This is a genomic window from Ruegeria sp. BB7 (genome assembly GCF_056539365.1).
The window spans coordinates 406543-419557 of the sequence record NZ_JBQFUV010000002.1; the positions used below are offsets into that span (position 1 = coordinate 406543).

The following is a 13015-nucleotide window of genomic DNA, read 5'->3' on the forward strand; positions in this document are numbered from 1 at the left end:
GCTGCACAGATCAGGCAGGCAGCCTGTTTTCGATCCGCCCCATATGCAGCATCAGCCCGAACCCGGTCAGGCTCATGACCAGAATGCCAGTGCTCAAGGGGACCAAAGTACCGTCGAACAAAAGCCCGATTGGCGCGGCAATGGCGGCGGCCAGAACGGTCGAGAACGCCCCGATCACCGAGGCTGCCATGCCGGCAATATGTCCCATCGGCTCCATCGCGATAGCGTTCAGGTTGCCCATGGTCATGCCTGCCATGAAAAAGATGGACGTCTGCCAAAAGACGAAAACCGCAAAGGACAAGTTCGGTGACAGCGGCATCATGTTCAGCGTGATTACACCTGTGGTGATGACAATTTGCGCGCCTAAGGCCCATGTCACCAACCGCCGCATGCCCACGCGGATCACCAACGCCGCGTTAAGCAGGCTGGCCGAGCCCGCCATAAGGGCCACGAACCCGAACCAGAAGGGGAAGCTGTCGGCGCTGTCATGGATCACGTCATAGACTGGCTGAACCATGGTCAGCGTTGTGAACAGGATGCCCAGGCACAAGGTCTGCACGAAGATTGAGACGCGCACTGTTGGGTGGTTGAACATCTCGCGCGCAGCCGAAGCCATCAAGGGCAGGCGCAGAGGTCTGCGGTTCTCGGGCTTCAAAGATTCAGGCAGGCGCAAGCCCATCCAGATTACTGTGATGACTGAGAACAGGATGAATGACACAAAGATGGCGCGCCAACCTGCAACGGAGATTACACCGGCCCCCAGCATCGGCGCGACGGCAGGGACCAGTGTAAAGATCATCATTGCGATAGAGACGATCCGGGCCATTTCCCGGCCTGAATACAGATCCCGGATTATGGCCATCGCCACAACGCGCGGTGCGGCGCAGCCGACACCCTGCGCGACCCGCGCGATTAACAGAAGCTCTAAAGAGGAACTGGCCCAAGCGATTGCCGCAGAAATGATGTAAAGAGCCGAACCTACATAGATGACCGGTTTGCGCCCGAAAGCGTCCGACAGCGGACCGACAAAAAAAGTGCCGATACCCATGCCCAGCACAAATGACGTAAGGATCAGCTGCGCCCTGTTGATGTCATCAGGGCTAAGTTGTGCACCGATCTCGGGCAGCGCAGGCAACATCGAGTCGATCGAAAACGCAATGGTCGCAAACATCATTGCGACGAGTGCGATGAATTCTCCCGAAGACATACGATTGGCCATAGTGCCCCTCCTGACCTGTTCGCGCTATCACGACAGGTCAGGTGGCGCTAGGTATCAAAATGCACAGAGACCTGTGCTAATTTGCAGGGGAAGCCTCAAGCTGAGACATGATTTCGCCGATAACTTTTTCCCACATTTCAGGCGGTTGAGCGCCGGGAACCGCGTGCTGGTTGGCCACGATATAGGTCGGAACCGAGTTCACACCCATCTGGCGCGAATGGGTGTCGCGGTTGCGGATATCTTCGCGGTCGGCGTCAGATTTCAGCAGTTTGAGAATAACGGCAGCGTCCATACCAGCAGCGTCGGCGATGTCGGCCAGAACCTCGTGGTTGCCGATGTCACGTGCCTGCACAAAGTAGGCGTCAAAAAGCGCATCCACGACTTCGTTCTGTTTGCCTTCGATACCGGCCCAATGGATCAGGCGGTGGGCATCCAGCGTATTGGGCGTGCGTTTCATGCCTTCGAAGTCGATGTTCAATCCAGCTTTCTCGGCGTGTTCAACAACCGGTGCATAAGCGCGAACTGCGCCATCCTTGCCGCCGAATTTGCCTTCCAGATACTCGCGTCGGTCCATGCCTTCGTCGGGCATGTCGGGGTTAAGCTGAAACGGATGCCATTCGATTACCATCGGATGGTCGGGGATAGCGGCCAAAGCCTTGTCCAGATGGGTCTTGCCGATATAGCACCACGGGCAGATCGGGTCGGACATGATGTCAAGTTTGACGGTCTGGGTCATGGTGTATTCGCCTTGAAATAGGCCGGCAGCGCCCGGCGCAGGAGTTTGCCATTACCGCCGGTCGGAAGCTCGGGCAGATGAATGAACGCGCGCGGCTGTTTGTACCGCGCCAGATTTGCTTCGACATAGGTGCGCAACGCGTCATCGTCCAGCTTTTCCGGGCCTGTATAGAAGGCTGCTATCACAAATGTGTCCTGTTTGACCTCAACCGCAGCGGCGCCCACCTGCGTGATGCCGGGGTATTTGGTCAGCGCGGCCTCAACCTCGACCGGGGACACGCGATAGCCGCCTGCATTCATCATGTCATCGTCGCGGCCCAGATATGTGATCTGCCCGTCCACAGCCATCGCGCCCTGATCGCCTGTCAGGAACCAGTCACCCTGCATCCGTGCCTGCGCTTCATCCGGTGCGTTCAGATAGGTCAGCATCAGGCCGGGGTCCGAACGATGAATGGCAATGGTCCCCTCCTGTCCCTGGGGGACCGGACCGTCCGGCCCGAGGATCGCGACCCGGCGTCCCGGCTGTGGTTGTCCCAATGCCTCGCCGCGTGCCGGGTGGGCTGGGCTGGACGAGATGAAGGTGGAGCATTCGGACATGCCGTAAGCTTCAAACAGTTCGGTTCCAGTTGCTTCGGTCCATTGCGCATGCAGGTGCCGCGAGAGTTTTTCCCCGGCGCACAAACCGTGGCGCAAGTTTGGTAGGTGGAGATCATGTGCGGTTTTGAGCAATTTACGGAACACACCGGGTGCCGCCGCAAAAATCGTCGCGTTGTATCGGCGCAACAAGGCGGGCAGGGCGTCCGGGTCGGTGCCCGGCTCTGGGATCAGTGCAGTTGCACCCATGGTCCAGGGATCCATCAAGCCAGTGCCCAGCGTATAGGTCCAATTGAATGCCCCTGCATGACACAGGCGGTCCGAAATTCTCAGCCCATACCAACCTTCGACCATCATCTGACGCGCCCAGATGGCGCGGTGGGCGTGAGCTACAGTGCGTGGTTTCCCGGACGTTCCAGACGTATAGACGACATAGGCAAGCCGGTTCGGGTCGCCGAACTTAAACTCTGCCGGAGGCAGGGCGCGCATATGGGACAACTCTTCCAGTGTAATCTGGAACGGGTGCGCCGCGCATGCGACGGCTAGGTCCCGAAGGATCGCAACTGGTTTCAGGTCTGCGATCATGCGCGCGGTTTCGGGCTCGGTCAGTTGTGACGATGTTGGAACCGGCACGATCCCGACCGCAATCGCTGCAAGATACGCGATCGGGAAATCCTCGGTGTTCCCCAACCGCATCAAGGCGATGTCACCCGGTTTTAGTCCGGCGCTCAAAAGTCCGGTTGCGGTACCCAGAATGGCCGCTTGCAAAGCGCCATAGGTCCAGTCCTCGGATCCTTCACTTTGCAGAACCGACAACGCGATTTTGTCTGAATGGTCATTCGCCCGGCGTAGAACATGCGCGGCGAGGTTGAACGGTGCAGGGCAGGGCGGAGGTGGCCCCTGATCAAAAACGGAAAGCATGGCAACTGGCTATCGTGTGGATTGGCGCGTTGCAAGCGTGGCAAGCTGGCCCTATAGAGTTGCGCATGAGCACGAAAGAACAGCCATCTCTGATCCGTATCGCCCGAGACTCGGGTGAACATACTGATCCTGAACCGCTTGATCTGGGCGCGCGTGTGCGCGAGTTGCGCAAAGCGCGGAACTGGACTCTGGAACAGGCCGCCTCGCAGGCGGGGCTGGCACGGTCGACTCTCAGCAAGATCGAAAACGGTCAGATGTCGCCAACCTATGACGCGCTGAAAAAACTGGCGACCGGGTTAGAGATTTCGGTGCCTCAATTGTTCACACCGCCACAGCGTGAACAGGTTATTGGCCGAATGGCCGTGACCCGAATGGGAGAAGGTGCCGCGCATCCAACGGTGACTTATGAACATGAGTTGCTGGCTGAAACGCTGACGAAAAAGCAAATGCTGCCCTATCGTGCGCGCGTGCGGGCCCGATCAATGAATGAGTTCGACGGCTGGGTGCGCCATGACGGTGAAGAATTCCTGTATGTTCTTACCGGAGTCGTAAAACTGTACACCGAGTTCTATGAACCCGTTGAAATGCGTCGCGGCGACAGCGCCTATTACGACGCGAGTATGGGGCACAACGTAATTTCCATCAGCGACGAGGATGCGACGATCCTTTGGGTCACATCACTTGCTTAAAGACCGGCTGAACTCTTGGTTCAGGCCTTCGGTAAATAAAAAATCCTCTAGCTCTTCATGCGCTTCATTTACGGTCAGGTGATGGCGTTCGGCCAGATACGCTTCAAACCCTTTTCGATCTTTACTCAGCCGCAACTTGTCCTGATCACGCAGATTTGGAAAACGCCGTTTAGCGCGGGAATACATTGCATCCCAGTCTTGCGTCAGGTCGGTCCACTTCAACATTTGTCAGCTATCCGTAGTTCGGGTTTCACGGCTGCTCGGCCCTTATTTCAGGGTACGGATCACATGGCAAACAGCGCGCATGACAAAATGTCGCACCCGCGCATGGGTGACGTTAGGTAAAAAGGCCCGTTGAGCTAAGCGCACAACGGGCCTACGGACCTAAGTTTGGAGTGAGTGGAGGCCGGTCCGCAAAATTCTCGTTTTGCGCGTCAGGTGAAAAGCTATCTACTGAATATATCATAAATATTCCGTTCACACGGCGCGTCTTAATACAGTTATGTTACATCGCAAACGGGTGGTCCGTAAAGGCCCTTGTATGTGTTCCAAGGCTTTTCACTGGAATTAGGTTCCGTCCCAACATCTGGCGGTTTGTGGGGAAGGAGAGTTCTATATTTAGGTAGTTGTGGCAGATGTGCCGAAATCCGCCGAAAGACGCCAGCCTCGAGCATGGCGTTTATGCGAATGGTAATATGCGCAGGTAATCATTCGATACAGGAAAGCTCCCCGATTTGATGTCTTCGGCGACGTGCCACAGATAGCTATTCTTCGTACCACCAAACCTGCGGCATATATTCTGGCCCATCGCCATAGATCGGTAGGGTTTTGGGTTGCTTAAGCTCTTTCGCATGAGCGATGCGCCCCACATCGAAATTCCAGATCGGAATCACGTAACGACCAGCGGTCAGAACACGGTCCAACGCGCGGGTGGCGGCGACGAAGTCCTCATGGCTTTCTGAAGACAGCATTGTGTCGATCAACCCGTCCACGGCCGGAGATGCGACACCCATCAGATTGCGCGTGCCAGGGGTATCCGCGTTCTCGCTGCCCCAGTACAGGCGCTGCTCGTTTCCGGGTGAAAGGGATAGAGCACGCCGAAAAACTGTCATGTCGAAATCCAGTTCGGCTGTGCGGCCGGTGAACTGGGCGCTGTCCACCTGTTCGACAGTGACTTTAACACCCAGACGTTCAAGTGCTCGGGAATAGATTTCGATGGCGGTCTGACTTTCGCTGTCGCCTTGTTGCAGCAACACGGTGATGGTGAAATCTTTACCGTCTTGATTGCGCAAAACGCCATCTTGAACGGTCCAGCCAGCCTCGGACAGTAGCTTGTTGGCCTTGCGAATGTTGGATCGGTTGCGGGCCGAGCCGTCCCCGACAGGCAGGGCATACCCCTCCAACGTTCCTGGGGGCAAGTCGTCTTGGTAGGTCTCCAGCAACTCGGCGACTTTGCCTGTGGCCGGACCAGGTTGCATACCCAGATCGGAGCCAGAGAAAAACGAGGTGATCCGAGGCTGTGCGCCACCTGTGATCGTGTCGTTGATGTATTCGAAGTTAAACGCCAGCAAAAGCGCCTCACGCACGCGCCAGTCGTCAAATGGAGCCTTGCGCGTGTTCATGACAAAGCCTGTCATGCCCGAAGGCTTGCCGTGCGGGATTTCGGTTTTGACGACATCGCCGCGTTGCACCGCAGGAAAGTTGTATTGCGTGTCCCACTTGTCGGCGTTGAATTCGCGGACGGCGGTCAGTTCTCCGGCTTTAAAGGCCTCGAACAATACGGTCCCGTCACCGTAGAACTCGATACGTATTTCGTCGAGGTTCATGGTGCCTTGGCGGAAAGGGATATCTGCGCCCCAATATTTGGGGTTGCGGCGCAGGTTCACAAAGCGTCCAGCCTCGTAGCTATCGACAAAGTAAGGTCCCGAGCCCACTGGAACATCATGTAGTTCGGCATCTGCGAAATCCTTCCCCTCCCACTGAGCTTTTTGGAGGATCGGGCGCAGACCGGCGATCAGGGCAAGCTCTCGATCCGGTTCATTGAAGGTAATTCGAACACTGCGCGGGCCAGTCTGCTTGATGCTGTCGATCTTGCCCCAAAGCCCCCGATACCGCAGGTGCCCTTCGGTGCCCAAGGTCTCATACGACCAGATAACATCATCAACGGTCACAAGGCTGTCATCCGAAAACCGGGCGTCTTCGCGCAGGGTAAATTCGACCCAAGACCGGTCCGGCGCAGTCTCAACTGATTCGGCTAACAACCCGTAAAGAGTGAAAGGTTCGTCCCAGGATCGACCCATCAGGCTTTCGTGGGTCCAAAATCTCAATTGCCAGGGCGAGGTGCCTTTTTGCACAAACGGGTTCAAGCTGTTATAGCCCCCGGTATTTCCGAAAACGACTTTACCGCCTTTGGGTGCATCCGGGTTGGCGTAAGGAAGAGACACAAAATCCGGTGGTAGGGCAGGGTCGCCATACATAGCTATGCCATGACTCGATTCTGCACTGGCAATTGTGGCGGCAAAAACAGAGGCGATTCCCGCAATCACATGACGGACGGGGCGTAGATAATCGGGGCTCATTTTGGAAACAATCCTGCTCAGGCCTTATTTTGTTGGTGTTCAACGTACTGATGATTTTTCATATTTTCAAACTTTTAGCTTGGACGGATGCAAGAAATTGCTTATAAAGGTTGCACTGCTCGATAGGTTTCTTGCCTGTATGAAACCTGCCTCAATAACTTAACGCCCGCTTCGTGCGGGCGTTTTTTTTGGGCTAATCGCATCAAGGGTGCGGAACCCTGATGTTTCCCCGTTCCCTTTGCAGATGCAGCATGGCACTGTGCCGCCAAATCGGACTTTGAGGGAGAGAGCATATGAGCCTTTCAGGAAAAACAGCGATCATCACAGGGTCGAACTCGGGGATCGGGTTGGGTGTTGCGCGTGAACTGGCCAAGGCCGGCGCCGATGTCGTTCTGAACTCGTTCACCGACCGGGATGAGGATCACGCCCTGGCTGCTGAGATCGCGCAAGAGACCGGAACCAACGCGCGCTATATCAAGGCGGACATGTCCAAAGGGGATGAATGCCGTGCGCTGATTGAAAAGGCCGGTGCCTGTGACATTCTCGTGAACAATGCGGGCATCCAGCATGTCGCACCGATTGATCAGTTTCCGGCCGACAAATGGGACGCGATCATTGCGATCAACATGAACTCGGCTTTTCACACAATGGCAGCGGCGTTGCCCATGATGCGCAAGGCGGGTTGGGGTCGGATCGTCAATATCGCCTCGGCACATGGTCTGACGGCCTCGCCGTTTAAAGCGGCCTATGTTGCTGCGAAACATGGTGTCGTTGGGATGACCAAGACCGTGGCGCTGGAGACCGCCCAGGAACCGATTACCTGTAATGCAATCTGCCCGGGTTATGTACTGACCCCGCTGGTTGAGGCACAGATTCCGAACACAATGAAGGAATACAACATGAGTCGCGAGGATGTGGTGAAGAACATCCTGCTGGAACGCCAACCCTCGAAAGAATTTGCGACGGTCGAGCAACTGGGCGGCACCACGATTTTCCTGTGCTCGGATGCAGCGGCGCAGATCACTGGAACGACGATCTCGGTCGACGGAGGCTGGACGGCGTTGTGAGGGTTCATGGGGGCTCTGCCCCCATACCCCCGGAGTATTTCGGAAAAGATGAAAGGGCGGCGTTGTGAAACGGATCAATCTGGCCCTTCAGGGCGGCGGGGCGCATGGGGCGTTCACCTGGGGCGTTCTGGACAGGTTTTTGGACGAAGAAGATATTGAAGTTGCAGCGATTACCGGAACATCGGCCGGGGCGTTGAATGGCGCTGCATTCAAATCCGGCATGGTTCATTCGGGCCGGAAAGGCGCGCGAGAAAGCCTGGACAGGCTGTGGCAGCGGATGGGCGCGACTTCGGATATGCGCGTGTCAAACTGGTTCCGGGGGATTGAACCCGGCAGTATCTCTCGGGCCATGGAGTATTCGCTGCCTTATTCAATTGGCGATGCGTGGTCGCGGATGGTGTCACCCTATGCTTATGGTCCGTTTTACAGCAACCCGTTGGAACCTGTGGTGGAGCGGTTCAATTTCGATGAGATTTGTGCCGATGAAGGTCCACGTCTGTTTGTCTGCGCAACCTGTGTGCGCAGCGGTAAGATTCGGGTTTTCACCGGCGATGAGATCTCGACGGATGCTATTCTGGCTTCGGCTTGTTTGCCGACCCTATTTAAAGCTGTCGAGATTTACGACCCTGCGACCGACCGGATCGAGGCTTATTGGGATGGTGGCTATACCGGAAATCCGGCGCTGTATCCTTTGTTCAACGATGACTTGCCGGATGACGTGGTAATCGTGAATATCAACCCGCTTGAGAGGGACGAAATTCCCATCACACCGCAACAAATCCAGAATAGGATCAATGAGATAGGATTTAACTCATCGCTGTTTCGGGAACTGCGGGCCATCAACTTTGTGCAGCGCTTGCTTGCCGAAGGCAAGCTGAAGGCAGGTGAGATGAGCCGGGTTCTGGTGCATATGATTGCTGACAACGAGTTGATGAACAGTTTGTCGGTGGCAACCAAGACCGTGCCCAACCCTGTGGTCTTGCATAAACTGAAAGAGGCCGGTCGCGCGGCGGCAGATGGGTTTCTGTCGCGCCACAAGGATGACCTGGGGCAGAACAGCACCGTCGACCTGCCAGCGATGTTCGGTTGATCACTCGGGCGGCTGGGTCGGGTCCTTGCCGTTCGGATAGACCAGACCGGCTGATATCACCAGTTTGGCTGCATCTTCGATACTCATGTCCAGCAGGATCACGTCTTCGGCCGGGAAGAACAGTAAGAAGCCCGAAGTCGGGTTGGGCGTGGTCGGAATGAACACGCTCAGCAATTCCCCGGCTGTTTCAGCGCGGTGCGTGACCTCACCTTTTGCTGTGGTTGAGACAAAGCCGATGGCCCAGATACCCCGGCGCGGATACTGCACCAGGCAGGCTTTCTCAAAGGACCGTTCGGTCTGGGCAAAGACGGTCTCGGATATTTGCTTGATCCCGGAATAGATCGAGCGGACGACAGGCATCCGGTCCACAAGACTTTCGGTGAACGAGATGAAGGACCGCCCCAGAATACCCTTGGCGATCCAACCCACCAGAACGGTGAACACCAGAAAGATGATGACACCGACGCCACGGAGGTTGATGCCCACATATTCCTGCGGCTGGAACTGCTGTGGTATCAGCGGCAGGACGGCACTGTCGATCCAACCGACCACCGACCAGATCAGCCAGATCGTTAGCCATACAGGTGCAATGACAACGATGCCCGTCAGAAACGACGCGCGCAGCCGGGAAAACAGGCCCGGGCGGCGATGGGGTTCTTCGTCAAACGGTGTGTTCATTACGATCCTGAATGGTTTGCGGATTTAGGTAAGCTGTCAGGGGCTTTGGTGCAATAGGCCAGTCTTACGTGCCTTTGGCCAGCGCTATTGCGATACCTGACGCCAGCCGCGCATTGTTGCGAACCAGTGCGATATTAGCGGTTAGTGAGCGACCCTCGGTCTGTTCATAAATTCGTTGCAGCAAGTAAGGCGTGACGCCTTTGCCGGTGATCCGGTGCGTATCAGCATCGGCCTGGGCCGAGGTGATGATTGGGGCTAATTCCTCGGCCGGGATTTGATCTGCGATAGGGATGGGGTTGGCAACCAGCTGGCCACCAGGTAGGCCAAGCGCACGACGTGTGGAGTGGGCCTTGGCGATGTCCGTGGCGCTGTCCATGCGTAGGGGCGCAGCGTAAGGGGATTTGGCTGACCAGAAGGCAGGGAATTCGTCCTGACCATGCGCGATGACGGGAACGCCCAACGTCTCAAGAACTTCTAGCGTCTTCGCCAGATCAAGGATCGCCTTCGCGCCAGCGGCCACAACCGTCACCGGTGTCTGTGCCAGTTCGTGCAGGTCGGCAGAAATGTCGAATGAGGTTTCGGCCCCCTGATGCACGCCGCCAATGCCGCCAGTGGCGAAGACCTCAACCCCTGCATAGTGCGCAGCAATCATTGTGGCCGCAACCGTCGTGGCCCCGGTGCCGCCAGCGGCAATGCAGGCGGCCATATCTGCGCGTGACAGTTTGGCGACGCCCTGTGCCTGACCCAAGGTGCTTAATTCATCGGCTTCCAGACCTACATGCAGTTTGCCGTTGATCACGGCAATCGTAGCCGGAACAGCACCCGCGTCACGGATATCCTGTTCAACCTGCGCTGCGACCTCAATGTTCTGAGGGTAGGGCATGCCATGGGTGATGATGGTGCTTTCCAGCGCAACGATGGGTTGGCCCGCGTCCTTGGCTGTGCGAACCTCGGCAGAGTATTGGAAATCAATCACAGTGGGGTTTCTCCGGAAACGTAAGTTGCGGCGGCGTGCAGGGCGCGGCTCAGGGCCTCGCCGCTGGATGCTCCGCCGGATTCTGAGGCGATATGGGCCGCCATGAATGTGTCCCCCGCGCCGGTCACACGGGTGACCAGAACGGATGGGGGTGTTTGGGTCAGGATTTCGTCGAAGCTGCCGACAGTCGCTGAGTTGCCTCCGTCCGTGACCAGCACGCGCAGCGCGCCACGGTTCAGCAATCCTTTGGCAGCGCTTTCAGAGTCGGTGAATTCGCGCTGGCACAAGATTCCCGCCTCTTCGAGGTTCACATAAAGCGTTGCACGGGCGTGTTTCAGAAACGGAAGCAAACGCTCGGCCTTACCGGGCGAGGCCGGGGCCACGCGTAGGTCAGCCTTCGCAAAGGCCGGGCTTTGGGCTATCTCCTCCAGCAGGTTCAGCGTCAGATTGCCATCCAGCGCGATGGGGCCTTCGAAGGGGGCGTTTTCAGTTCCCAGCGGCCCGTGCATCAGCGGGTGCAGGATTTTGGCCCCGGCGGCCTCAAGCGAATGGGCATCAGCGATTGCGGCAATCAGACCGTTGGCACCCTCGACGGCCATATATCGGTCGGTCGGCAAGTCCTGCGAGCGGTAGATGTGGTCCGTGGCCATTCCCAGACGCGTGCAGGCATTAACCAGTTCGTCGCCCTCGGGGTCGCGGCCAATAGCGGTCAGCAAGGTCGGTGTCATGCCGAACCGCACCAATGTCATAGCGATGTTCATAGCCACACCGCCGGGCAGGCGGGTGATCCGCCCCGGCACGTCGGAACCTTGCCGCATCGCGCTGGCTGAGCGTCCGATCACGTCCCACAGGACCGAGCCAATACACAGGATTTCGCTGTTCTGAGTCATGACGAACTCATGCCGTAGCCCCGGCCCGGGCGCAAGGGTTAACGCTCACATCGCGTCGGTCAGGGCCTTGAGTGCGGCCAGCGGGTCCTCCTGTGACCAGATCTCATCTCCGATGCCAAAGAAGTCAGTGTGGGGGGACAGCTCGCGGATCAGTTCGGGGGTCAAACCGCCTTCGGCCACAACTGGCACCTCGATCATCTCGGACCACCATTGGAACAGGTCCTTTTCGGCTGTGGAACCGTCACCCAAGGCCGAGGCACCGACGGGGCCGAACGCAACGTAATCCGCGCCTGCTTCACCGGCGGTCATACCATCATGGCTGGAGGCACCGCAGAAACTGCCAACGATGGCATCCGCGCCCAGCTCTTTACGTGTGGCCCGAACGGAACGTGCGGCGTCGTCCAGATGCACACCGTCCAACCCCAGCCGTTGCGCTAGCAGAACGTGGTTTGAAATTACCAGCGCCACGTCCCGTGCATGGGCCACCTCACGGCAGGCATCAGCAGCACGCGCGATTGCGTCTTCGTCATTTCCACCCAAGGCCATGCGAATGCAGGCGATCTCGGCCCCGTCCAGTACGCGCCCCAGCTGGGTGGGAAATGCGCTCAACGAGATGCTCGGCGGGGTGATCAGGTAAATCTGCGGCTGCTCGGGGGTGTCCATTGGCGCGTCCTTCGCTTTCAGTCTTTGGCGCGGTTTAGCGGATTGCGCCGGGGAAGCAAACTTTTATGGCTGTTTATTGGGTAATTGAAGCCCCCGATGCCTTGCCCTGCGCCGGCGCGCCGATTACAGCAGGCGCAGTTTTCCGGAGACAGCCATGCCCAGCGATAAATCTCAGCCTTCCTTTGTGCTTGTGCGCCCTCAGATGGGGGAAAACATCGGCGCTGCCGCGCGAGCGATGTGGAATTTCGGGCTGGACCGGATGCGGATCGTGGCGCCGCGCGACGGCTGGCCGAACCCCAAGGCGGTGGCGATGTCCAGTGGGGCCGGGCGGCTGCTGGATGAGGCGCAGTTGTTTGATGATCTGGGTGGAGCACTGGCCGACAGTACCTTTATCTTCGCGACCACAGCGCGGCAGCGGGGCCTGACAAAGCCTGTTTACAGCCCTGAACGTGCCATGCAGATCGCGGCCGAGAAGGTGGCGGCGGGCGAGAAGGTTGCTGTTCTTTTTGGCCCCGAACGGGCGGGGCTTGAGAATGAGGATATCGCCAAGGCCAATGCCATAATCTCGGTGCCGGTAAACCCGGAATATGCCTCGCTAAACCTCGGCCAATGCGTGTTGCTAACCGCCTACGAGTGGATGCGCCAGACCGGAGACGTGGTGCATGAAGCTACCGATCTGGGCAAGGGAGACTGGGCAACCGGGATCGAGGTCGAAAAGCTGGTCGAACATTATGAGGACCGGTTGGAAGAGGCGGGCTTCTTTTATCCGCCTGAAAAGGCCGAGGGCATGAAGACCAACCTGCGCAATCTGTGGTCTCGAATGCGGATGACGCGGTCGGATGTGCAGATGCTGCACGGGATCATGCGTCAGATGGTCCGCTGGAAGGAAAAGGGCTGAGGCTGGACCTATCTCC

At 57.6% G+C, this 13015-nt stretch carries 13 protein-coding genes; 4 read left to right on the forward strand and 9 right to left on the reverse strand.

Features of this window, described 5'->3' with window-relative positions:
* Positions 1-10: 10 nt before the first annotated feature.
* The 3 genes from ACR0D7_RS07205 to ACR0D7_RS07215 all read right to left on the reverse strand — a co-directional run bounded on the left by ACR0D7_RS07205 (position 11) and on the right by ACR0D7_RS07215 (position 3469).
* Positions 11-1219, reverse strand: coding sequence for a multidrug effflux MFS transporter (locus ACR0D7_RS07205; RefSeq protein WP_480678419.1), 1209 nt, complete (start codon positions 1217-1219; stop codon positions 11-13).
* Positions 1220-1295: 76 nt separating this feature from the next.
* Positions 1296-1955 (reverse strand): DsbA family oxidoreductase, encoded by a 660-nt coding sequence (locus ACR0D7_RS07210; protein ID WP_480678420.1) that lies wholly within the window; start codon positions 1953-1955, stop codon positions 1296-1298.
* Positions 1952-3469 carry a class I adenylate-forming enzyme family protein gene (locus ACR0D7_RS07215; RefSeq protein ID WP_480678421.1) on the reverse strand — a complete coding sequence of 506 codons (1518 nt, stop codon included), beginning with the start codon at positions 3467-3469 and terminating at the stop codon, positions 1952-1954. Before ACR0D7_RS07215 ends, ACR0D7_RS07210 begins: the two co-directional genes overlap by 4 nt.
* A 65-nt stretch (positions 3470-3534) precedes the next feature.
* On the opposite strand from ACR0D7_RS07215, the gene ACR0D7_RS07220 reads away from it, so the two are divergent.
* Positions 3535-4158: a helix-turn-helix domain-containing protein gene (locus tag ACR0D7_RS07220; RefSeq protein WP_170383123.1), complete on the forward strand. Its 624-nt coding sequence runs from the start codon at positions 3535-3537 to the stop codon at positions 4156-4158.
* Here ACR0D7_RS07220 and ACR0D7_RS07225 read toward each other — a convergent pair.
* Positions 4147-4383, reverse strand: a complete 237-nt coding sequence (locus ACR0D7_RS07225; protein ID WP_170383125.1) for a hypothetical protein — start codon at positions 4381-4383, stop codon at positions 4147-4149. The genes ACR0D7_RS07220 and ACR0D7_RS07225 overlap by 12 nt on opposite strands.
* 539 nt (positions 4384-4922) lie before the next feature.
* Positions 4923-6737 (reverse strand): extracellular solute-binding protein, encoded by a 1815-nt coding sequence (locus ACR0D7_RS07230; RefSeq protein WP_480678422.1) that lies wholly within the window; start codon positions 6735-6737, stop codon positions 4923-4925.
* 293 nt (positions 6738-7030) lie between these two features.
* Between ACR0D7_RS07230 and ACR0D7_RS07235 the strand changes: the two genes are divergently transcribed.
* Both ACR0D7_RS07235 and ACR0D7_RS07240 read left to right on the forward strand, forming a co-directional pair.
* Positions 7031-7804, forward strand: a complete 774-nt coding sequence (locus ACR0D7_RS07235) for a 3-hydroxybutyrate dehydrogenase (protein ID WP_480678423.1) — start codon at positions 7031-7033, stop codon at positions 7802-7804.
* Positions 7805-7868: 64 nt separating this feature from the next.
* The gene (locus ACR0D7_RS07240; protein WP_480678424.1) at positions 7869-8894 is read left to right on the forward strand and encodes a patatin-like phospholipase family protein; all 1026 of its coding nucleotides are present in this window, start codon (positions 7869-7871) and stop codon (positions 8892-8894) included.
* Here ACR0D7_RS07240 and ACR0D7_RS07245 read toward each other — a convergent pair whose 3' ends face one another.
* From ACR0D7_RS07245 to ACR0D7_RS07260, 4 genes are all read right to left on the reverse strand, one after another.
* On the reverse strand, positions 8895-9572 hold the full coding sequence (locus ACR0D7_RS07245; protein WP_170383132.1) for a DUF502 domain-containing protein: 678 nt from the start codon (positions 9570-9572) through the stop codon (positions 8895-8897).
* A gap of 64 nt (positions 9573-9636) precedes the next feature.
* A complete protein-coding gene (locus ACR0D7_RS07250; protein ID WP_480678425.1) occupies positions 9637-10548 on the reverse strand; it encodes a pseudouridine-5'-phosphate glycosidase in 912 nt (303 codons plus the stop codon).
* Positions 10545-11438, reverse strand: coding sequence for a PfkB family carbohydrate kinase (locus ACR0D7_RS07255; RefSeq protein ID WP_480678426.1), 894 nt, complete (start codon positions 11436-11438; stop codon positions 10545-10547). The genes ACR0D7_RS07250 and ACR0D7_RS07255 overlap by 4 nt, the downstream gene beginning before the upstream one ends.
* A gap of 45 nt (positions 11439-11483) precedes the next feature.
* Positions 11484-12101, reverse strand: coding sequence for a thiamine phosphate synthase (locus tag ACR0D7_RS07260; RefSeq protein WP_480678427.1), 618 nt, complete (start codon positions 12099-12101; stop codon positions 11484-11486).
* Positions 12102-12255: 154 nt separating this feature from the next.
* Here ACR0D7_RS07260 and ACR0D7_RS07265 point away from each other — a divergent pair, with 154 nt between their 5' ends.
* Positions 12256-12999 carry an RNA methyltransferase gene (locus ACR0D7_RS07265; RefSeq protein ID WP_480678428.1) on the forward strand — a complete coding sequence of 248 codons (744 nt, stop codon included), beginning with the start codon at positions 12256-12258 and terminating at the stop codon, positions 12997-12999.
* The last annotated feature ends 16 nt before the right edge of the window (positions 13000-13015 follow it).